20 protein-coding genes are annotated in these 21827 nt (G+C 67.4%); 8 read left to right on the top strand and 12 right to left on the bottom strand.

All coding sequences use genetic code 11. The features are described 5' to 3' along the window. Positions 1 to 8 precede the first annotated feature (8 nt). From V7Z54_RS00095 to V7Z54_RS00105, 3 genes are all read right to left on the bottom strand, one after another. Positions 9 to 1025 carry a branched-chain amino acid ABC transporter permease gene (locus V7Z54_RS00095; RefSeq protein WP_334133464.1) on the bottom strand — a complete coding sequence of 339 codons (1017 nt, stop codon included), beginning with the start codon at positions 1023 to 1025 and terminating at the stop codon, positions 9 to 11. Between the two features lie 172 nt (positions 1026 to 1197). Further along, entirely contained in the window at positions 1198 to 2499 is a 1302-nt protein-coding gene (locus V7Z54_RS00100; protein ID WP_334133465.1) for a branched-chain amino acid ABC transporter substrate-binding protein, read from the bottom strand. Positions 2500 to 2631: 132 nt separating this feature from the next. After that, positions 2632 to 4269: a 3-(methylthio)propionyl-CoA ligase gene (locus V7Z54_RS00105; RefSeq protein ID WP_334133466.1), complete on the bottom strand. Its 1638-nt coding sequence runs from the start codon at positions 4267 to 4269 to the stop codon at positions 2632 to 2634. Between the two features lie 176 nt (positions 4270 to 4445). Here V7Z54_RS00105 and V7Z54_RS00110 point away from each other — a divergent pair, with 176 nt between their 5' ends. From V7Z54_RS00110 to V7Z54_RS00135, 6 genes are all read left to right on the top strand, one after another. Further along, positions 4446 to 5129 (top strand): Crp/Fnr family transcriptional regulator, encoded by a 684-nt coding sequence (locus V7Z54_RS00110; RefSeq protein WP_334133467.1) that lies wholly within the window; start codon positions 4446 to 4448, stop codon positions 5127 to 5129. Positions 5130 to 5187: 58 nt separating this feature from the next. Continuing rightward, complete coding sequence (locus tag V7Z54_RS00115; RefSeq protein ID WP_334133468.1) at positions 5188 to 6804, top strand: protein adenylyltransferase SelO; 1617 nt, start codon at positions 5188 to 5190, stop codon at positions 6802 to 6804. Continuing rightward, entirely contained in the window at positions 6801 to 7235 is a 435-nt protein-coding gene (gene msrB, locus V7Z54_RS00120) for a peptide-methionine (R)-S-oxide reductase MsrB (protein ID WP_334133469.1), read from the top strand. The genes V7Z54_RS00115 and msrB overlap by 4 nt, the downstream gene beginning before the upstream one ends. A gap of 51 nt (positions 7236 to 7286) precedes the next feature. Continuing rightward, positions 7287 to 7820, top strand: coding sequence for a septation protein A (locus V7Z54_RS00125; RefSeq protein ID WP_334133470.1), 534 nt, complete (start codon positions 7287 to 7289; stop codon positions 7818 to 7820). Then, positions 7817 to 8113: a BolA family protein gene (locus V7Z54_RS00130; protein WP_334133471.1), complete on the top strand. Its 297-nt coding sequence runs from the start codon at positions 7817 to 7819 to the stop codon at positions 8111 to 8113. The genes V7Z54_RS00125 and V7Z54_RS00130 overlap by 4 nt, the downstream gene beginning before the upstream one ends. Before the next feature lie 70 nt (positions 8114 to 8183). Further along, complete coding sequence (locus V7Z54_RS00135; protein WP_334133472.1) at positions 8184 to 8966, top strand: peptidylprolyl isomerase; 783 nt, start codon at positions 8184 to 8186, stop codon at positions 8964 to 8966. Positions 8967 to 9023: 57 nt separating this feature from the next. On the opposite strand, the gene V7Z54_RS00140 is transcribed toward V7Z54_RS00135, so the two are convergent. Beyond that, the gene (locus V7Z54_RS00140) at positions 9024 to 9989 is read right to left on the bottom strand and encodes a lysylphosphatidylglycerol synthase transmembrane domain-containing protein (protein ID WP_334133473.1); all 966 of its coding nucleotides are present in this window, start codon (positions 9987 to 9989) and stop codon (positions 9024 to 9026) included. Beyond that, entirely contained in the window at positions 9986 to 10984 is a 999-nt protein-coding gene (locus tag V7Z54_RS00145) for a glycosyltransferase family 2 protein (protein WP_334133474.1), read from the bottom strand. The genes V7Z54_RS00140 and V7Z54_RS00145 overlap by 4 nt, the downstream gene beginning before the upstream one ends. A 310-nt stretch (positions 10985 to 11294) precedes the next feature. Between V7Z54_RS00145 and V7Z54_RS00150 the strand changes: the two genes are divergently transcribed. Further along, on the top strand, positions 11295 to 12497 hold the full coding sequence (locus tag V7Z54_RS00150; protein WP_334133475.1) for a nucleotide sugar dehydrogenase: 1203 nt from the start codon (positions 11295 to 11297) through the stop codon (positions 12495 to 12497). A gap of 43 nt (positions 12498 to 12540) precedes the next feature. Here V7Z54_RS00150 and amrS read toward each other — a convergent pair whose 3' ends face one another. The 3 genes from amrS to amrB are packed head-to-tail and all read right to left on the bottom strand — an operon-like array spanning position 12541 to position 15074. After that, positions 12541 to 13665: an AmmeMemoRadiSam system radical SAM enzyme gene (amrS, locus tag V7Z54_RS00155; protein WP_334133476.1), complete on the bottom strand. Its 1125-nt coding sequence runs from the start codon at positions 13663 to 13665 to the stop codon at positions 12541 to 12543. Further along, positions 13652 to 14200, bottom strand: a complete 549-nt coding sequence (gene amrA, locus V7Z54_RS00160) for an AmmeMemoRadiSam system protein A (RefSeq protein ID WP_443082393.1) — start codon at positions 14198 to 14200, stop codon at positions 13652 to 13654. Before amrA ends, amrS begins: the two co-directional genes overlap by 14 nt. A 55-nt stretch (positions 14201 to 14255) precedes the next feature. Further along, entirely contained in the window at positions 14256 to 15074 is an 819-nt protein-coding gene (gene amrB / locus V7Z54_RS00165) for an AmmeMemoRadiSam system protein B (protein ID WP_334133478.1), read from the bottom strand. Between the two features lie 199 nt (positions 15075 to 15273). Between amrB and V7Z54_RS00170 the strand changes: the two genes are divergently transcribed. Further along, positions 15274 to 16815, top strand: a complete 1542-nt coding sequence (locus V7Z54_RS00170; RefSeq protein ID WP_334133479.1) for a glycosyltransferase family 39 protein — start codon at positions 15274 to 15276, stop codon at positions 16813 to 16815. 38 nt (positions 16816 to 16853) lie between these two features. Here the strand turns inward: V7Z54_RS00170 and clpB are convergent, their stop codons facing one another. From clpB to V7Z54_RS00190, 4 genes are all read right to left on the bottom strand, one after another. Then, positions 16854 to 19445: an ATP-dependent chaperone ClpB gene (clpB, locus tag V7Z54_RS00175; protein WP_334133480.1), complete on the bottom strand. Its 2592-nt coding sequence runs from the start codon at positions 19443 to 19445 to the stop codon at positions 16854 to 16856. Between the two features lie 193 nt (positions 19446 to 19638). Beyond that, on the bottom strand, positions 19639 to 20127 hold the full coding sequence (moaE, locus tag V7Z54_RS00180) for a molybdopterin synthase catalytic subunit MoaE (protein ID WP_334133481.1): 489 nt from the start codon (positions 20125 to 20127) through the stop codon (positions 19639 to 19641). Between the two features lie 68 nt (positions 20128 to 20195). Next, positions 20196 to 20447, bottom strand: coding sequence for a molybdopterin converting factor subunit 1 (moaD, locus tag V7Z54_RS00185; RefSeq protein ID WP_334133482.1), 252 nt, complete (start codon positions 20445 to 20447; stop codon positions 20196 to 20198). Position 20448: 1 nt separating this feature from the next. Then, positions 20449 to 21777, bottom strand: a complete 1329-nt coding sequence (locus V7Z54_RS00190) for a molybdopterin molybdotransferase MoeA (RefSeq protein WP_334133483.1) — start codon at positions 21775 to 21777, stop codon at positions 20449 to 20451. Between the last annotated feature and the right edge of the window lie 50 nt (positions 21778 to 21827).

Consider the following 21827-nt stretch of genomic DNA (forward strand, 5'->3'; position numbering starts at 1 on the left):
CCTAGTGGTCAGTGGTCACGGGTACCCAGCAGCCCCTTGGGCCGGAAGATGAGAATCAGCACCAAAAACAGGTACGGCAGTACGGGCGCCACCTGCGACAGTGTCAGGCGCATGAAGTCGCGGCGCGCCCAACCTTCACCTATCGGCACGCCCACGCTCGCCAGCAGCGACCCGACCGAGTGGTCCATCGACACGGCAAAGGTCTGGACGATGCCGATCAGCAGCGACGCCAGAAAGGCACCCGGCAAGGATCCCAGGCCGCCGATCACGACCACCGCGAACACGATCGCCCCCAGGGCAGCGGCCATGGCCGGCTCGGTGACGAAGGTGCTGCCGCCAATAACGCCTGCCAGACCCGCCAGGCCGGTGCCGATGCCGAACACCAGCATGAAGACGCGGGGGACGTTGTGGCCCAGCGCCTCGGCCATCTGCGGGTGGGTAAGCGCCGCCTGAATCACCAGCCCGATGCGCGTGCGCGTGATTAGCAACCACAGGGCCACCAGCATCGCCACCGCCACCACCATCATGAAGGCACGGGTGGCGGGAAACGGCGTACACGCCGCCTGTGCGCACAGCTCGGCCGGTGCGCGCCCCCACGCGAACACCATGGTGTCCTCGGCCGTGTGGATGAGGGTGAAGGCCGGCCCGCGCAGCACTTCGGGGGGTGGAAAGCTCACCGCCGACCGGCCCCACACCAGCTGCACCAGCTCCAGCACCACGTACGACAGGCCAAAGGTGATCAGCAGCTCGGGGACATGCCCGAACTTGTGCACCTTGCGCAGGCAGGTTTTTTCGAATAGGGCACCGGCCGCGCCAACCAGCACCGGCGCCACCAGCAGCGCCACCCAAAAGCCCACGATACCCGACAGCGCATAGGCGAAGTAGGCCCCCAACATGTAGAAGCTGGCGTGCGCAAAGTTGAGCACGCCCATCATCGAGAAAATCAGCGTCAGTCCCGAACTGAGCATGAACAGCAGCAGGCCGTAGCTGACGCCATTGAGCAGCGAAACGATGACGAATTCCATGAGGTCGTCTCAGGCAGGGTAAGCAAAGGGCCACGCCGGTGATGGCACGCCATGTTGACCGACGAACCCGCAGCCGCGCACCGCGGGCCTCGTCGCCCGGCACTCAACGCGCGCTGCGGCAGCGCACGCGGGCGCGCACGACCCGGCAGCCGCACGCGCCAGCCGACCCGCCTCAGCTCGGGCGCTGCATGGTGCAGCTCGTCGGCGTGCTGGCGATGTAGGCCGGAAACTCACGCACCAGCGCAAATGTCATTTCCGTGTTTTCTACCCGGTACGGGAACTTGGCGTCCGCTTTTTGCCAGCGCGTCAGATACAGCGGCTGTTGCAGCTGGTGATCGGTGCGACGCATCTCCACCTCCCCGTTGTAGCTGGTGAACTTCAGCCCTTCCAGCGCCTTGGCCACCTGCACCGGGTCGGTGCTCTTGGTCTTAGCCATCGCTTCCGACAACGAACGGAAGATGTGAATGACCGAGCCGGTGTAGAAGTCGGCGTTGAAGCGTTTCTTGAACTCGTCCTGCCACTTCTGCATGTCGCCGCCCATGTTGTAGTGGTTGTACGAGACCTGATAGACACGGCCTTCAGCCTGCGACCCCATCGCGGTGGGCGTGCCCGTGACCCCGGCGTAGTAAGTGTAGAACTTGCCGTTGTAGCCACCTTCCAGTGCCGCCTTGACGAGCAGCGCCAGATCCGACCCCCAGTTGCCGGTGATCACGGTGTCAGCGCCCGAGGCCTTGATCTTGGCGATGTAGGGCGCAAAGTCACGCACCTGCGCCAGCGGATGCAGGTCCTCGCCCACGATCTCGATGTCCGGGCGCTTGCGTGCCAACAACTCCTTGGCGTATTTGGCCACCTGGTGCCCATGCGAGTAGTTTTGGTTGAGCAAGTACACCTTCTTGATGTCGGGCTGATCCTTCATGAACGACGTCAACGCCTCCATCTTCATCGAGGTGTCGGCGTCGAAGCGGAAATGCCAGTAGTTGCACTTGCTGTTGGTGAAATCCGGATCGACAGCCGAGTGGTTCAGGAAGATGACCTCCTTGCCCGGGTTGCGCGCGTTGTGGCGCGCCACCGCCTCGATCAGGGCGCCCGCCACCGACGATCCATTGCCCTGGGTGATGTAACGAATGCCCTGGTCGATGGCCGACTGCAGCGCGGTCAGGCTCTCCGCCGGGCTGAGCTTGTTGTCGAACGGCACCACCTCCCACTTGACGCCTGCGGGGTTGTAGGGGTTCGGGCCACTGAACTTTTCGGCAAAAAACTGAAAGCTGCGCACCTGGTTCGAACCGACGGGCGCCATCAGTCCGGACAGCGGGTCGATCCAGGCGATCTTGACGGTCTGCCCGGCCAGCGGCGCGTTGGCGGCCGCCGCAGCCTGCTGCCGCGCGGCCTGGCGGGCACTCTGCGCCTGCGCAACGCTGGTCAGGGCCAGGCCGATCATCGCCGCGACGGCAAGGGGCTTGAATACGAACGTCATGGTCTGTCTCCTTTCGGGTGGTCGACGGCTACTAGCGTAGCGGGTGCGGTCTCGAACACGATCAGGGGAAACCCCGCGTCGCTATCACCTGCGCGACTGTCGCCGCAAAGACAGTCGCGCAGGTGGTCACGCTCACACGCCCGGCAGACGGTAGTCCGCCAGCATTTCACGCAGCTTGATCTTCTGCATCTTGCCGGTGGCGCCCAGCGGAATGGCGTCCACGAACACCACATCATCCGGGATCTGCCACTTGGCCAGCTTGCCCTCGTAAAACGCCAGCAGCTCCTCGCGTGTCACCTCCATGCCGGGTTTCTTGACGACAACGACGATCGGCCGCTCGTCCCACTTCGGGTGCCTGACGCCGATGCAGGCCGCCATCTGCACCGCTGGATGCGCCATCGCGATGTTTTCCACGTCGATGGAACTGATCCATTCGCCGCCGGACTTGATGACGTCCTTGCTGCGGTCGGTGATCTGCATATAACCATCTGGATCGATGGTGGCCACGTCCCCAGTCGGAAACCACCCATCGACCAGCGGCGACGGCTTGTCGCTTCGGTAGTAGTCGCGGATGACCCAGGGACCGCGCACCATCAGCTCGCCCTGGCTGTGCCCATCCCACGGCAGCTCCTGTCCGTCGGGCCCCACCACCTTCATGTCGATGCCAAAAATGGCCCGCCCCTGCTTGAGGCGGATCTTCATCTGCTCCTCTTCGGGCAGCAGCAGATGCTTGTTCTTGAGCGTACACAGCGTGCCCAGCGGGCTGAGCTCGGTCATGCCCCAGGCGTGCAGCACCTCCACCCCATAGCGCTCGCGGAACGCCTGGATCATGGCCGGCGGACAGGCCGACCCGCCGATGACGGTGCGCTGCAGCGCAGGGGGCTTGACCCCGTGCGCATCCATGTGCGCCAGCAGCATCTGCCACACCGTCGGCACGCCGGCAGCCATCGTCACCCGTTCAGCCTCCAGCAGCTCGAACACCGACTTGCCGTCGAGCTGCGCACCCGGGAACACCAATTTACAACCCACCGCCGCCGCCGAATACGGAATACCCCAGGCGTTGACATGGAACATCGGCACCACCGGCAGTACGCAATCACGCGCGCTCAGGCCCATCACGTCCGGCAGCGCCGCCGCGTAGGCATGCAGGATGGTGGACTTGTGGCTGTACAGCGCCGCCTTCGGATGCCCGGTGGTGCCGCTGGTGTAGCACATGCTGCTGGCGGTGTCGTCGGCGAAGACGGGCCACGCGTACTGCGTGGGCTGCTGCGCGATCCACGCCTCGTAACTAATCAGGTTGGACATCGCGCCGTCGGCCATCAGCCGCTGTAAGTGCCCGTCGTCGCACAGGGCCACCCACTGCCGCACCGTCGGGCACTTCGCCGCAATGCCCTTGACGATCGGCCAGAAGGTCAGGTCGAAGGCCAGTACCCGGTCTTGGGCGTGATTGACGATCCAGGCAATCTGCTCGGGCAGCAGGCGCGGGTTGATGGTGTGCAGCACCCGCCCCGAGCCGCTGACACCGAAATACAGCTCGAAATGGCGGTAGCCGTTCCACGCCAGCGTCGCCACCCGCTCGCCCTGCGGCACACCCAGCGCATCGATGGCGTGCGCGACCTGGCGCGCGCGCGCCGCCGCCTCGCGATACGTGGTGCGGTGGATGTCACCTTCCACGCGGCGCGATACGATTTCCACATCGCCGTGGTGGCGCGCCGCGTGTTCGATCAAATCAGAAATCAGCAGCGGTCGGTCTTGCATCAGACCCAGCATGAAAGATCCTCCTCGGCGTCATGGGTGGACCGAGGGGCGCACCGGCCACCTCGCGTCGGATAAGCTTACGGCATCATGACCCCGGCCGCGCCCCGCGGTCATCCAGACTTACCCGGAGTCGGCGCCCTTTTTGTCGCATACCAGACACCTGCTGCCCGCCGCTGTACTTGCGCACCATGACGATCGACCCCCGCCACCCCGCCCGCATCTTTCTGATGCAGCAGCCGTGGTTCGGCACGCTGGATGAGACCCTGCGGCACACGCTGGTGGAGTCGATGCAGCTGCTGCGCGCGGCGCGCGGCGAGCTGCTGCTGCGCCGCGGCACACCCGTGCAGGCCTGGTGGGGCGTGTTGTCGGGCATGGCCAAGCTGCAGACCGCCACCACCGACGGGCGCATCTCGGCCTTCCTCAGTGTCCCGGCCGGCGAATGGTTCGGCGAGGGCACGGTCCTCAAGGGTGGCCAGTGGCGTTACGACGTGCTGGCGCTGCGCGACACGACCCTGATCGGCATGCCGGTGGCGCTGTTTCAGCGGCTCTACGAGACCAGCCTGCCGTTTACCCAGTTCCTGGTGCAGCGGCTCAACCTGCGGCTCGGGCAGGCCATGACCGCCATCGAGGCCGACCGCCTGCGCACGCCAGAGGAGCGCGTGGCACAGTATTTGATGATGTTTTGCCAGGCCGGTGTGCGCCGCATCACGCTGTCGCAGGAGGATCTGGGGCATCTGGCCGGCTTGTCGCGGCAGACCACCAACCGAGTCTTGAAGGCCTTCGAGGCGCGCGGCTGGATCACGCTGGAGTTCAGCCGTATCGATGTCTTGGAGCCCGAGGCGCTGACCGACGTGCTGCTGCCTACCGGCTGAGCCCGGCGCCACGCCCCCGCCTGCGGCAAGGTTGCTAGAGGCGACCGACAATGCCGCCATGGAGTCTTTCCCGACATGGACGCTGCGGCCGGCGTGCTTTCTGGGCTTGGGCCAGGCGTTCTACCATGCGCTGGAGCCGCAACCGCTGCCCGATCCGCGCTGGCTGGGCGCAAGCCCTGCGGCGGCGGCTGAACTTGGCCTGCCAACGGATTGGGCCGATGAGCGCTGGTGCGCTGCTCTGGCGGGCAGCGCCCCTGTGCCGGGGACACGCCCCGTTGCCACGGTGTACAGCGGGCACCAGTTTGGGGTCTGGGCCGGCCAGCTCGGCGACGGTCGCGCCTTGCTGATGGGCGAGTGCGACGCGGGCGACGTCTGTTGGGAGGTGCAGCTCAAGGGCAGCGGGCGCACGCCGTACTCGCGCATGGGCGACGGACGGGCGGTCTGGCGCAGCTCGATCCGCGAATTCCTGGCCAGCGAGGCCATGCACGCGCTGGGCATTCCCACCACACGCGCCTTGTGTGTCGTTGGTTCACCGGCGCCCGTGTGGCGCGAGACGGTCGAGCAGGCGGCGGTCGTGACGCGCCTGGCGCCGAGCTTCATCCGTTTCGGCCACTTCGAACACTTTGCCAGCATCGGCGCCAGCGGCGAGCTGCGTCGGCTGGCCGACTTCGTCATCGACCAGTTCTACCCCCGATGCCGCTTGCCAGACGGTCCGGCGGACGATGAGACCGCCTGGTTAGCCGTTACCGTGGGGGCTACAGGCACGGGTGCACCGTCACCGCCCATCCCGTCGGGCGACGGAGCGATTCCTTGGACCACCGACGGCTGTGCCAACCCCTACGCCCGCCTGCTGGAGGCAGTGACACGCCGCACCGCACGCCTGCTGGCTGCCTGGCAAGCCGTCGGGTTCTGCCACGGCGTCATGAACACCGACAACATGAGCATCCTGGGGCTGACGCTGGACTATGGCCCGTACCAGTTTATGGACACGTTCGATGCCGGGCACATCTGCAATGCCTCCGACCACGGTGGCCGCTACGCCTACGCGCGCCAGCCGCAGGTGGCGTACTGGAACCTGCACTGCCTGGCGCAGGCGCTGCTGCCCCTGCTGGACGACATCGATCAGGCGCGCCGCGCGCTGCAGCCCTATCGCGAAGTGTTTTGGCAGGCTCTGCAGGCGCGCATGAATGCCAAGCTGGGGCTGATGCCACTGCCACAACACGATCGGACCGACGCCGAGCGCATCGAAGCCCTGCTGCAGCTAATGCAGGCCGACCGGGTGGACTACCCGATATTCTGGCGCCGCCTGACGGACGCCGCCGCCGACGGCGCCCTGTCCACCGACCCGACCGAGGCGCAACGCGCGCTGCTGCCGGTGCGCGCTCTGTTCGTGCAGCGCGACGCCTTCGAACGCTGGGCTGCCGACTGGCGGCAACGTGCGCGCGCCGCCACCCTGGACACGGCGCTGGCGTGCATGCGGGCAGCGAATCCGCGCGTGGTGCTGCGCAATCACCTGGCGCAGCAGGTCATCGAACACGCCCAGGCCGGCGACTGCAGCGCCGTGCAGCGGCTGTTGTGGGCGCTGCTGCGCCCCTTCGATGAACCGGACGACCCAGTATTGACCGCTACTCCGCCCAGCTGGGCTGCCCAACTGCGCATCAGTTGCTCGTCATGACAGCACCTTGCTCACACTTTCCGATTCAGAAAAGTAACGATGAATGGCATGCGCTGCTGCGCGCCAAAGTCGAGCGCGGCGAAGCCGAGCCGCTGGCCTACGCAGTCACACGGCAAGCAGCAACCGAGCGCGCCTTCACGGGCCGCTATACCAACTGGTGGCAACATGGACGCTATCACTGCGTGGCCTGCGGCGCGCACCTGTTCGACAGCGACACCAAGTTTGATGCCGGCTGTGGCTGGCCGAGCTTTTGGCAGGCGCGCCCTGGGGCCATCGTCGAGCGGATCGATCGCAGCCACGGCATGATCCGCACCGAAACCCTGTGCGCCCGCTGTGGCGCCCACCTGGGACATGTATTCGACGACGGGCCACCCCCCACCGGGCTGCGCTACTGCATGAACTCGGCCGCTCTGCAGTGGCGCGAGCCGTGAGTGGCGGCCCGCTACGCGGCCGGCCGTCACCGCACCCTCGATAATCCTGGCATGCGTCTGCTCATTGATTTCTTTCCGATTGTGCTGTTTTTTCTCAGCTACCGCTGGCAGGGTATCTATGCCGCCACGGCGGTGCTGATGGTCGCCACGGTGGTGCAGACCGCGCTGATCTACGCCATCGACCGCCGTCTGCAGACCCTGCACAAGGTCACGCTGGCGCTGGTGCTGGTGTTTGGGCTGCTCACCCTGGTGTTGCAGGACGAGCGCTTCATCAAATGGAAGCCCACCGTGTTGTACGGCGCCATGGCGCTGGCGCTGGCGGCGGCGCAGGGGGTATGGAAGAAAAACGTGCTGCAGTTGCTGTTGGGCACGCACCTGCGCCTGCCCGACGTGGTGTGGGGGCGCCTGACGCTGGCCTGGATCGGCTACAGCGTCTTCATGGCGGCCCTCAACGCCTACGTGGCGGCCTTCTACTCCACCGACGCCTGGGTGGACTTCAAACTGTGGGGCTACATTTTTCCCGTGATGTTTCTGGTCGGACAGGGCGTCTACGTCGCCCGCCACCTGAAAGACGAGACGCCATGAACCCTGTGCCCGCCAACCCGCACCACGACTGGCCAACCTGCGCATACGTTGAGACGCTGCTGCGCGAGGCGCTGCAGCCCACGCGGCTGGAGGTCATCGACGAAAGCGCTGCGCATGCGGGCCACAGTGGCGCCAACGGGCGCGGATACGGCACGCATTTCCGCGTGCGCATCGCTGCGCCGGCGTTGCGCGCGCGCTCTCGGGTGGCCGCACACCGCCTTGTGTATGATGCGTTGCGGCCGGCCTTTGAAGCCGGTCTGCACGCACTGGCGCTGGAGGTGCTGCCACAGTGATCGGCCAACCGTGCCGCCATCCGTGCCCGCACGCTCTCCTGCACCTTTTCAGTCACTGACCGGGTTATCCATGAAGCCAATCTTGTCGCACGCGGTCCGCGCCGCGTGTCTCATCACCGTTCTGACCACTTCAGTCCACGCCCAAAATCTGGCCATCGTCAACGGCAAGCCCGTGCCGACCGCGCGCCTGCACGCGCTGGAGCAGCAGATGGCTCGCGCCGGGCGACCGCTGGATGACAACGCCCGCCAGCAGCTGCGCGAAGAGGCGATCCTGCGCGAAATCTTCGTCCAGGAGGCCGAGCGCCGCGGCCTGCGCGCCCGACCCGAGGTCAAGGCGCAGCTGGAGCTGGCCACACAGACGGTGTTGATTCGCGAACTGTTTGCCGACGAGCAGCGCCGCCGCCCCGTCACCGACGCCGAGTTGCGTGCCGAGTACGACCGCCTAGCCAAGGAGATGGGGCAGGAGTACCGTGCGCGACACATCCTGCTGGGCAGCGAAGACGAGGCCAAGGCGGTGATTGCCGAGCTCAACAAAGGCGCCCGTTTCGAGGAGCTGGCCAAGCAGCGCTCCAAGGACCCGGGGTCGGCCGCCAAGGGTGGCGACCTGGACTGGGCCAGCGCCGACCAGTTCGTGCCCGAATTCGGCCAGGCCATGGCGCGACTGAACAAGGGCGAGGTGACCCGCGAGCCGGTGAAGTCGCCGTTTGGCTGGCACGTGATCCGACTCGACGACACCCGCGCCGCGCAGGTGCCCCCGTTCGAGGACGTCAAACCCCAGCTGCAGCAACAGATGCAGCAGCAGCGCCTGGTGCTGTTCCAGGAGGCGCTGCGCGCCCGCGCCAAGGTGCAGTGACCCGGTGACCGATTTCGGCCCCTCGCGCGGGGGCCGGTTGCCCCCAGTCACCGGCCCCTACGGCTGCTGCCCGGACGGCGGCAGCGGTGGTGTATTCCGCAGCGGCCACAGGGCCAGTGCCGACTGCACCACCGGGTACAGGCCATAGAGCACCGATGCCGCCATCGCCTGCGCGCCGTCCACCCCCAGCGGCAGCAAAACGGCCACCGCGGCGGCCTCACGCGTACCCCAGCCGCCAAAGCTCAGTGGCAGCGTGGCGAGCACGAAAATCGGCACGGCCGCTATCGCCACCGCGGTCCATGGCAGCGTCACGCCCACCGCCAGCAGACTCAGATATAGCGTCGTGACCGACAGCAGCTGCACGGCCAGTGACCCCAGGAGCTGTCGCCCGTACTGCCGCGCGGGCTCCTGATGGGCCAGATGCCGCCACCAGCGCCACACCGGCCAGCGTCGGCCCCATGTGCTGGCGGGCCAGCGCAGCACGGCATACGGGATGGCCAACAACACCGCGGCCAGCCCCCACAGCCAGACCGGGCCGATAGCGTACAGCCAACTGGGTGGGTCGCCCAGCACCGACGGCCACAACGCCCCCGGCCCGCCGCGCCAGGCCAGGGCCGCCACCCCCAGCGTCAACAGCACCCACAGGCCGCCGATGCGGTCGAGCAGCACCGAGGCGCCGGCTTCGGCCACCGGCATACCCCGCCGATGCAGGCTCCAGGCGCGCCAGACATCGCCGCCCACCACGGCACCAGGCAGCACGGCGTTGGCCGCCACCCCCCGAAAGTACACGGGCAGTGCCCACGTCAGCGGCACCGGCTGCCCCAGCCACGCCGCCAGCGCACGCCAGCGCCACGCCGACGCCGCATTCGCGGCAGTACTGCACAACAGGCCCACCATGACCCAACGCCAGTCGGCGCGCGACAGCGCCTGCGCCACCGGGCGCGGATCGACCCACCACGCCACGGCTGCCAGCACGCCCAACGCGCCGGCCAGCCTGAGCAGGCGCCGCAGCGACGGCTTCATGCCCGCGGCGGCGGCAGGGCTCGCGTGTGGTACTGCGGGCGCCCCGATCCCTCGTGATAGATGCGGATCAGCAGCTCCCCGGTGAGGCCGGCGACGATCAGCTGCACCCCCATGAGCACCATCATCACACCGGCCAGCAGCAGCGGCCGCGCGCCGACCGACTCGCCCATCAGCTTCAGCGCCAACAGGTACAGCAGGATCAGTGCCCCCGGCGTCAACAGCCACAGACCCAGCCCCCCAAAAGCATGCAGCGGACGCTGGCGGTAGCGCAGGAAGAACACGATCAGCACCAGATCGAGAATGACGCGAAACGTGCGGTCGATCCCGTACTTGGACTGACCGCGCGTGCGCGCATGGTGGCGCACCGGAACCTCGATGATGCGCGCGCCCACCTCGCGTGCCAGCGAGGGAATGAAGCGGTGCAGTTCCCCATAGAGCCGGATGCGCTCGATGATGTCGCGCCGGTAGGCTTTCAGCGCACAGCCGTAGTCGTGCAGCGGCACGCGTGTTGCCCACGAGATGAGCCGGTTGGCCAGCACCGACGGCAAGCGTCGCGACAGCGCCTTGTCCTGCCGCTGGCGCCGCCAGCCCGAAATCACGTCCACCGCCGGGTCGTTTTCCAGGCGCTCGATCAGCGCCGGGATGTCCGCTGGATCGTTTTGCAGATCACCGTCGAGCGTGACGACGTAGCGACCACGCGCGCGCTCGAAGCCAGCCTGCAGCGCCGTGGACTGCCCGTAGTTGCGTGCCAGGATCACCGGGTGCAGCCACGGGTGATCGCGCGCCAGTTCGGCCAGCAGCGCGGCGCTGCCGTCGGTGGAGCCGTCGTCGACACACAGCAACTCGAACGTCCAGCCGGTCGGCCCCAGCGCCGCCCCGACCCGCTGCACCAGCTCGCGCAGATTGTCGTGCTCGTTGTAGACCGGAATCACCACCGAGACGTCGGGGGCGCGGTCAACCGGTTCGGCTGCGGCAAGGGGGGGAACCTGATCCATGGACATTCGAAACTTGGCAGCGCCCCAGGCAGATACCAGACCGCGGCGCACCGGCGCAATGACCACCTGGCGCCACCCGCATCCGGGGCCACCCCGCACGCCACGCCCTGCCGCACCGCCCGTCGGCTGGCGCCGATTGTAGCGGCCGATCGCTATACTGCGCCCCGATTCCAACCCACCCCCGGTCAGGACAATCGCCCCCCGTGGCAAACACGGCTTGACCGTACCAGGCAGGCGCGCGTCGGCGTCACCGACCCAAGACGCCGTGCGTGCCGTTTTCCGCAAACGAGTTTTCAGGAGCCACCACTCCATGCGTATCACCGTCGTCGGCGCCGGCTTCGTCGGGCTGGCCAACGCCATGCTGCTGGCTCAGCACCATGCGGTCACCGTGCTCGACATCGACCCCGCGCGCGTGGCCGCACTGAACGCCCGCCGCCCGTCGGTGCACGATGCGCTGGCCGAACAATGGCTGCGCGAGCGCAGCGATATGCAACTGACGGCCACCACCGACGCCGCAGCGGCGCTGGCGCAAGCGGATGTAGTCTTCATCGCCACACCCACCGACTATGACCCGGTCACCAATGCGTTCGACACGCGCAGCGTCGAGGCGGTGGTGACGCAGACGCTCGCTGCCCACCCCAGCTCGACCCTGGTCATCAAATCCACGGTGCCGGTGGGCTTCACCGCCCGGCTGCGCGCCACGCACGGCACCGAGCGCATCATCTTTTCGCCGGAATTCCTGCGCGAAGGACTCGCCCTGCACGACAACCTCTACCCCAGCCGCATCGTGGTGGGCGAGCGCGGCCCGCGCGGGCAACAGGTAGCGGAGTTGCTGCGCGCGGGCTGCCAGCGGCCCGATGTGCCGGTGCTGCTGACCAACGCCACCGAGGCCGAGGCGATCAAGCTCTTTGCCAACACCTATTTGGCGATGCGCGTGGCCTTCTTCAACGAGCTCGACACCTACGCCGCCACGCACGGGCTGGATACGCGCCAGATCATCGACGGCGTGTGTCTGGATCCGCGCATCGGGCCAGGCTACAACAACCCGAGTTTTGGCTACGGCGGCTACTGCCTACCCAAGGACACCAAGCAGCTGCTGGCCAACTACCGCGATGTGCCACAGAACCTGATCGCCGCCATCGTGGCCGCCAACGCCACGCGCAAGGACTTCATCGCCGACGACGTGCTGCGTCGGCTCGCCGCGCTGCCCTCGCGGCCCAACGGCGCAGCGCCCACCGTGGGCGTCTATCGCCTGGTGATGAAGCAGGGCTCGGACAATTTCCGCGCGTCGGCCATCCAGGGGGTAATGAAGCGCCTCAAGGCCAAGGGTGTGCCGGTCATCGTCTATGAACCGGCCTACGACGGCGAGCACTTCTTTCACTCACCGGTGCTGCGCGACTTGGCTGCCTTCAAAGCCCAGGCCGACCTGATTCTGGCCAACCGGCGCGCGCCCGAGCTGGCCGATGTGGCCGACAAGATCTACACCCGCGACCTGTTCGGCGCCGACGCCTGAGCCCGCACCGGCACGTCAGCGCCCTATCAGCGCCGGCGTGGCCCTACGTGCCCAGCCGAATCGGCATGCGCCGACCGCTCCAGGATGACGGGCGCGCGCCGCGGGAGGTGGTATAGCAGCCCGCCAGCGGGTGCGAGCACGCCGGGCATTGGCCGTTCGCCGTCAGCTGGTAGCCCACGATGCGGTAACCGTCGCGTTCGATCAACGCCGCCCCGCACTGCGCGCACCGGGTCGTTGCCCCCTCCGGATCGCGCACGTTGCCCGTGTAGACGTGCCGCAGGCCGTTGTCGAGGGCGATGCGGCGCGCCCGGCGCAGCGTGTGCAGCGGCGTCGGCGGGGTATCCTCCATGCGGTAGTCGGGGTGAAAGGCCGTGAAGTGCAGCGGCACCTCGGAGCCCAGCTCGCGGGCAATCCACTGCACCAGCGCTGTGATTTCGGCATCGCCGTCGTTGTGGCCCGGAATCAACAGCGTGGTGATCTCCAGCCACACCGCCGTTTCATGCCGCAGGTACACCAGCGTGTCGAGTACGGGTTGGAGGTGCGAGCCGGTGAGCCGGACGTAAAAATCCTCGCTGAACGCCTTCAGATCGACGTTGGCCGCATCGACGTGGGCGAAAAACGCACGCCGCGGCTGCGCATGGATATATCCCGCAGTCACCGCCACCGTCCGAATGCCCCGTTGGCGACAGGCGGCTGCGGTGTCGATGGCGTATTCGGCAAAGATCACCGGATCGTTGTACGTGAAGGCGACGCTGGCGCACCCCGTCTGCTCCGCGGCCACTGCGATCGCCTGCGGCAAGGCCTGGTCCATCAGCCGATCCATGTCGCGTGCCTTGCTGATGTCCCAGTTCTGGCAAAACTTGCAGGCCAGGTTGCAGCCTACGGTGCCAAACGACAATACCGCGCTACCAGGCAAAAAGTGATACAGAGGCTTTTTCTCGATCGGATCGATGCACAAGCCCGACGAACGCCCATACGCCGTCAGCACCAACCCGTCGCCATGGCGTGCGCGCACGAAACAAGCCCCGCGCTGACCGTCGTGGAGCTTGCAGTCACGTGGACACAAGTCGCACTGAAGGCGACCATCGGGCAGTGGGTGCCACCAGCGCGCCGGGTAACCGGCTGACGCGGCCGCCCCGGCTTCGGCAGCCCGCTCACCTTCGCTCATGCGCCATCTCCCCCGGTGCGGCCCCTTCCGGCTCGCGCCATTTCGTGACCGTATAGCGCTCCAGGCGGACCGCGTCATCCCAGAAATCGACCGGCAGTCCGGCCTTCGCCACCAGCTGGCGCAGGAATGCTTGCGGCTCGGGCAGCTGTTCCCACACCTGTGGCAAAAAGGTGCTGCGCCGCTCGTGCCACCGGAAAATCACCCCGTCGATCCCGGGTCGCAAGAGCTGCACGGCCTGCGCGAGGCTGTGCGCAGGCAGCGGCTCGGCGGCCGACAGCAGCGACACTTCGATGCGCGTGCGCGACAGCTCGTCGGGGCGCAACGGATCGAAGCGCGAATCACGCAACGCTGCCGCTACGGCATTCGCCTGCACATCCTGACACAGGGGGCGCCACGGATACAGTGTGCCGATACAGCCGCGCAGTGCGCCGCGCTGGGTCAACGTGACGAACGTGGCCCCCGGCGCATCCAAAGCGGATTGGACCGCCGGCGCAACCCACGGAGGATGGGGTACGGTCGCCGCGCCGTCAGCCAACCCCAGCGCAGCCCCGATAGCCTGCCGGGCCAGCCACAACAGCGCAGCCCCAAGCTCAGTGAACCGCGGCTGCATCATCTCTATCGACAAATCGCAGCGCGGCGTAGCCCACCACCCGCGTCCGGTCACCGGCGGTGTCGCCGGAATTGCGGTAGTCGAGCAGCTCGGGCCTCAGCCCGTGGCGGCGAGCGGCCAGGAGCAAGCCGTTGATGGGGGTGGCCCCACAGGCGTGCCCGTGGTCGAGCACCGCTTCCAGGGCGAGGATGTGCTGCACCGACTCGGTATCGAGCCGTCGCGCCTGCGCATACGGATGACCGTGCGACAGATCCGAGCTCACCACGATCAGCGTCTCCGAACCACCCCAGAGCCGCTCGACGACCTCCGCCACCTCGGCTGCGGTGGCATCGCCCACGGCCAGCGGAACACAGCGGAAGCACCGCAGAACCCCCTGCAAAAACGGCAGCTGGACTTCCAGCGCATGCTCCCACGCGTGGGCGGCCGCCGAGATCACGACCTGCGCAAGATCGGCCAGACGGGTCAGCGCCCCGGTGTCCACCGGCACCTCGCCCAACGGCGTGGCCCATGTCTGCGCCGCTGGCAACGCCAACCCACGCACCGGCACCCGATGCACCGGGCCCAACAGTACGACCCGCTCGATCTGGTCGCGCCAGCGGCGCAGATCGGCATAGACCTGCGCCGCCACGGACCCCGAGTAACGGTAGCCGGCGTGGGGCACGATCACAGCTTTGGGGGCGCGTGCAGTCGGCGCCACGCTGGCGGCGTCGAGCAGCGCTGCCACCTCCGCCGACAGCACGGCAGGGTCAGCCGGGTAGAACAAACCGGCAACAGCAGCAGGACGAACGACGGCAACCATGCTCCACGCCTTCATGACGGCCCAGACGGCGGGCACGCCCAACGTTGTCGACGATGCGCCCGTCCCGCGCAAAAATCAAGCCCGCCATCCGGGTAGGCGACGAATGGCGGGCCGCTATGATCGGTGCCTTGCTGCTGCGCCCCCACGCCGCCCCGCTCGGGCGGCTGCCGGGCCGTGCGCCACTTCCCTCCCGACGCCCGTGCGCCTGCAACCCCAAGGACCCCAGCCCCCCCTGTCCGGCCTGGCGGCCGCTGGCCTGGCCGCGATCCTGTTTGCCCAGGCACTGGTTCTGAGTGCGATCCGCGGGGGTACCAGCTACGACGGTGCCGAACAGCTGCTCTACACCCAGTACCTGGACTGGGGCTACGGACGCTCCCAGCCCCCTCTGTATACGTGGCTGCTGTGGACACTGCACCAGATCCTGGGTGTGTCCGCGCTGACGGAAAACCTGCTCAAGTTCGCCCTGCTGGGTGTGGGCCTGACGGGCATGGCCTGGCTGGCGCAGGCACTGTGGCCGGGTGTGGCCCATGCGGGGTCGGCCGCGCTGCTGTTGTGTGTGTTGGTTCCCGACATCGCCTGGGAGATGCAGCGCAACTACGCGCACTCGGTCTTGCTGTTCGCCCTGTTGCCCTGGGGTGGCTGGCTCTATCTGCAGACCCGGCTGCATCCAACCCCCGTCCGCTGGGTTGCCCTGGCGTTGGTGGCCGCGCTGAGTGTGCTGGCGAAATACAACGCGCTGCTGTTCTGGGCTGCGTTGATACTAGCCGACGGCATCGTCCACGGACGCCGGGCCCTGTTCAGTCAGCCGATGGCGTGGGCAGCCGCTCTGATGGCCCTGGTACTTCTGCTTCCGCACGCTTGGTGGACGTGGCGACACCCGGCGCCAACATTGCGCATAGCCGACCGCATGGGCCTGCGTGCGCACGACTCGCTCTGGCACGATGCACTGGCCGGTGTGACCGAGTGGGGCGTGGCCTGGCTGGCGTTGTTTGTGCTGCCGGCCCTGCTGTACGGATGGGCCCACCTCCGTACAAACCCGCAGCTCACACCGGCGCAATCGTGGTCAGCCGCCGACAGGAGCACGCCAACGGGCGCCGCCCTCCCCGAGTGGCATGGCAGCGCGTCCAACAATGCCCAACTGTGGGCGTGGACCTGCATCATGGTGCTGGCGCTCAGCCTGCTGGCAGTCCTGCTCACCGGCATGACCCGTGTGCAGCCGCGCTGGCTGCTGCCCACTGCCGTGCCACTGCTGGCGTGGATGGCGGGCCGGATAGCGTCCTGCGCCCCGACATGGCGCGCGCTGCGCTGGTTCGCACTGGTGTTCGGGATGCTCGTGATCGTCGGCAACTGGTGGGCTGCCGTCAAGCCCGGCACCCGTACCGCCTACGATTACGCCGCCCTGTCGAGCGCATTGCGGGACCGCACCGGCGCGGACTGCGCGGTCTTCACCGACTATGCCCATTTTGCCAACCTGCGGTTGGCCGATCCCCGCTGGTGCTTGGCCAATCCGGCCATGCCGCAACAACCCGGGCTCGGCGGCGCCGAACGCCCGGTGGCGTTGTGGCTGACCACCGACCCCCGGGCTCGAGACGCCACGCTGTCATTCGCCCAGGCCCACGGCTGGGAGCCCGTGGGCCCGACCGAGGCGCTGGCGCTGCCACACCGCTGGGGCACCGAGGCATTGCCGGTCACCGCCCAGCGCCTGACGCGGTGGCCCGCGGCGCGCGCCAATCGACGCTGAACGGCAACCGGCGCGGTCTCGGCACTGCGCCCGCGGCGTTAGTGCACCGTCGGCCCAAAGGTGAACTGACCCGGCGCGCGCACCGGATCGACGTCCACCTGGATGACGCTCTTGGGCGGGAAGCGACCCTCCAGGATCAACTTGGACAGCGGGTTTTCGATGCGCTGCTGGATGGCCCGCTTCAGCGGCCGCGCACCGAACACCGGGTCGAAGCCGACCTTGGCCAGCTCGTCCAGCGCCGCATCGCTGAGCTCTAGCGTTAGATCCATGCGCGCCAGCCGCTGCTGCAGCGTGCGCAGCTGGATGCGCGCGATGTTGCGGATGTGCTCGGCCGACAGCGGGTGGAACACCACGGTCTCGTCGATGCGGTTGAGGAACTCGGGCCGGAAATGCGCCTTGAGCTCTTCCCACACCGCGTCCTTGATGTCCTCCATGTCCTGCCCGGCCATCGCCTGGATACGGTGCGAGCCGATGTTGGAGGTCATCACGATCACCGTATTCTTGAAATCCACCGTGCGCCCCTGCCCGTCGGTCAAGCGGCCATCGTCGAGCACCTGCAGCAGCACGTTGAAGACGTCCGGGTGGGCCTTCTCTACCTCGTCGAGCAGCACCACGCTGTAGGGCTTGCGCCGCACCGCTTCCGTCAGATACCCACCCTCGTCGTAGCCGACGTAGCCCGGCGGCGCCCCGATTAGGCGGCTGACCGAGTGCTTTTCCATGAACTCGCTCATGTCGATGCGAATCATGTGGTCTTCGCTGTCGAACAGGAAGGCCGCCAGCGCCTTGCACAGCTCGGTCTTGCCCACCCCGGTCGGCCCCAGAAACAGAAAGGAACCCAGCGGCCGGTTCGGATCGGATAGCCCCGCGCGCGCACGCCGGATGGCGTTGGCCACCGCGACGATGGCCTCATCCTGCCCCACCACCCGCTCGTGCAGCTTGGCCTCCATCTGCAGCAGCTTGTCGCGCTCGCCCTGCATCAGCTTGGACACCGGAATGCCGGTGGCGCGCGAGACCACTTCGGCGATTTCTTCCGCGCCAACGCGCGTGCGCAGCAGCTTCAGGCCCTGCCCGCCCGCGCTTTCGCGCGCCTGGGCCTCCTGCAGGCGCTTCTCCAGCTCAGGCAGACGGCCGTATTGCAGCTCGGCCACCTTGTTGTAGTCGCCCTTGCGCTTGAGCTCCTCGATCTGGAAGCGCAGGCGGTCGATTTCTTCCTTGATTTGGGCTGAGCCTTGTACCTGGGCTTTTTCGGACCTCCAGATCTCCTCCAGGTCGGCGTATTCACGTTCGAGTTTGGCGATTTCTTCCTCGATGAGGTCCAGCCGCTTGCGCGACGCCTCGTCGGTTTCCTTGCGCACCGCCTCGCGCTCGATCTTGAGCTGGATGAGACGACGCTCCAGCCGGTCCAGCGCCTCGGGCTTGGAGTCGATCTCGATCTTGATGCGCGCCGCCGCCTCGTCGATGAGGTCGATGGCCTTGTCGGGCAGGAAGCGGTCGGTGATGTAGCGGTGCGACAGCTCGGCCGCGGCGACGATGGCCGGGTCGGTGATCTCGACACCGTGGTGCAGCTCGTACTTCTCCTGCAAGCCGCGCAGGATGGCAATCGTCGCCTCGACGCTGGGCTCGTCCACCAGCACCTTCTGGAAGCGCCGCTCCAAGGCGGCATCCTTCTCGATGTACTTGCGGTATTCGTCCAGCGTGGTGGCGCCGATGCAGTGCAGCTCACCGCGCGCCAGCGCTGGCTTGAGCATGTTACCCGCATCCATGGCGCCCTCGGCCTTGCCCGCGCCCACCATGGTGTGGATTTCGTCGATGAAAAGGATGATACGCCCTTCCTCGGCGGCGATTTCCTTGAGCACCGCCTTCAAGCGCTCCTCGAATTCACCGCGGTATTTGGCTCCGGCCAACAAGCCCGCCATATCCAGCGCCAACACGCGCTTGTCTTTCAGCGTATCCGGTACTTCGCCGGCGACGATGCGCTGCGCCAGCCCCTCGACGATCGCGGTCTTGCCCACGCCGGGCTCGCCGATGAGCACCGGATTGTTTTTGCTGCGCCGCTGCAGAATCTGGATCGTGCGGCGAATTTCGTCGTCACGGCCGATGACCGGGTCCAACTTACCCTGACGGGCACGCTCGGTCAGGTCGAGCGTATATTTTTTGAGCGCCTCGCGCTGGCCCTCAGCTTCAGGGCTGTCCACTTTCTGGCCGCCGCGCACGGCGTCGATGGCAGCTTCCACCGCCTTACGATTCAAGCCGGCTTTGCGCGCCTCATCGGCCAGGGTGATCTTGCTGTCGGCCAGCGCCAGCAAGAACAGTTCGCTGGCCACAAACTGATCGCCGCGCTTGATGGCTTCTTTTTCGGCTGCCTGCAGCAGGGTCACCGTGTCACGGCCAATTTGTACCTGCTCCTGTCCCTGCACTTGCGGCAAACGCTGCAGCGCATCGTCGACGGCCTTTTGCAACTGTGCGGTATTGACGCCGGCGCGCATCAGCAGCGCGCGCGGGCCGTCTTGCTTGAGCAGCGCAGCCAGCACATGGGCCGGCTCGATGTAGGCGTGATCACGCCCCAACGCCAGCGACTGCGCGTCGGCCAGGGCTTCTTGGAACTGGGTGGTGAATTTGTCGATACGCATGAGGGACTCCAATGGAGAAAACTGCTTACCATGTGGAGCGGGCGCGCATCCTTTTCAAGGGCTGGGGCAGTAACCTTTTGACCTGGCGCAAATTCCTTTGCGTTGCACTACTGCACGGCGGGCACCGGCGGCAACCACCGCTTCGGTCGGCTACACCGCGTGCCATCGCGCAGCAAGCGCGCTGTCGTGCCCCTCACATGGCGGCGTTGCGCGCCGCAATGCCCCAGCGGGCCAGCGCCGCGTCGTCGCACGCGCGCGCATCCACCCAGCGCGCGCCCTGTGGGGTCTGTTCTTTTTTCCAGAACGGGGCCTGGGTTTTCAAGTAGTCCATCAAAAATTCGCAAGCCCGAAACGCCTCGCCGCGATGGGCCGAAGTCACCGCCACGAGCACGATCTGATCCTGCGGCTGCAGCGGCCCAACGCGGTGGATGACCCGCACGCCGCGGATGTCAAAACGGCGCGCTGCCTCGTCGATCATCGCGTCGATGGCGCGCTCGGTCATGCCGGGATAATGCTCCAGCTCCAGCGCCGCGACCGCGCTGCCCTCATTGTGGTCGCGCACCGTGCCCACAAACACGCACACGGCCCCAACGCCGCAATCGTTGGCACGCAGGGCGGCCACCTCGGTCCCGGTGTCGAAGTCCTCGGTCTGGATCGTGACGCTGCGCCGTTGCAGGGACATGCCCACCTCCTGCTACCACCCATGGGCCCGGACGGCCCGACACCCACCCGCGCCGCCCCGCCTGCGGCTCACCCGCCGGTGACGGGGGGAAAAAAGGCGACCTCGGCCCCATCGTGCAGCGCCGTGGCGTCATCGGCCATGGTCTGATCAACCGCCACGCGCACAGGGCGGCCACCGCCCAGCGCCTCGGCCCACACGCCGCCGCGCGCGCACAGCTCCGTGCGCAAAGCACCCACTGTCGTGGCCGTTGTCTCGCAAGCCAAGGCTGCCGTGCCCAGCGTCTCGCGCAACGAGGCAAAAAACCGCACCTGTACGTTCATCTCAGTCCAGTAGAGCCGACAGCGGAAGATAACGCACGACATCGCCATGAGCAATGGTCGTGCCGGCCGGCTTGTCTACCAACCCGTCGGCCCAGGCCACCGACGTCAGCACGGAGGAGCTTTGGTTCGGGAAGACATCCAGCCCACCGACCGAATTGCAACGCACACGTAGGAACTCGCGCCGCCGGTCAGCCTGTGGCCAATCGAAATGGGCCACCATCGGCCACGCCGGCGGCAGCGTAGGCTCAACGGCCGCACCCGCCAGCCGCAGCAAAAACGGCCGCGCCAGCAAGGCGTACGTCACGAAGCTGGATACCGGATTGCCGGGCAGCCCGATGACGTGACAGCGCCCGCTGCCGCCTAGGCGCGCACGCTCGATCCAGCCGTGCGCAAAGGGCTTGCCCGGCTTCATGGCAATCTGCCACAGATCCAGTCCGCCGAGCGCCCGCACCACCGGTCGGACGTGATCGGCCTCGCCCACCGACACACCCCCGGTGGTGATGATGACGTCATGCGCCAGCGCCGCCTGCGCGATGGCGGCCTCGGTGGCCTCGCGGGTATCGGCCACCCGCGGCAAAACCGTCACCTCGCACTCCAGACGGCGCAGCAGCGGCTCGAGAAAAAAGCGGTTGGAGTTGTATATCGCGCCAGGCGGCAGCCGTTCGGGCGGCAGCTCGCCTGGCTGGATCAACTCGTCGCCCGTGCTGGCCAGCGCCACCCGCAGGCGGCGCCGCACCGGCAATGTGGCACAGCCGATCGAGGCGGCCAGCCCAGCGTCGGCCGCCGTCAGCCGCCGACCCGCAGACAGCACGATCGTCTCGGCGCGCACGTCCTCGCCGCGCCGGCGCACCCACTGCCCTGGTGCAGGGACCGAGGCGAAACGCACCCAGCCCAGCGACGCCGGGGCACGGTCGGCTGCAGTCGCATCGGCCACCGGGGTGGCCTCTTCCTGCATCACCACGGCATCCGCCCCCACGGGCAACGGCGCACCGGTGAACACGCGCGCCACCGCCCCGGGCGGAAGCTCCCCCGCCGCCTGCCCAGCCGCCACCCGCAACGCCACCGGCAGAGCCTGCCCGGCCGCCAATGCTGCGGCCACCTCCGCGCAGCGCACGGCATACCCATCCATCTGGCTGTTGTCGAAGCCGGGCACGTCCAGCGCCGCCACCACGTCACGCGCCAGCACGCGGCCCACCGCCGCCTCTGTCGCCACCGTCTCCTGCTCCGTCAGCGGCTCGGCCGCCGCCAGCAGGCGTTGCAAGGCGTCTTCCACGGCCATCAGTCCGCGCCCCGCCGCACCCGCTGTTCCCAAACCCGGTCCCTGACTCATCTCTGACCTCCCGCGCCGTCACCCATCGCCACACGCTGCGCCTGGGACCG

The sequence above is a fragment of the Tepidimonas sp. genome (assembly GCF_036824975.1).
In the GTDB taxonomy this organism is placed as follows: Bacteria; Pseudomonadota; Gammaproteobacteria; order Burkholderiales; family Burkholderiaceae_C; genus Tepidimonas.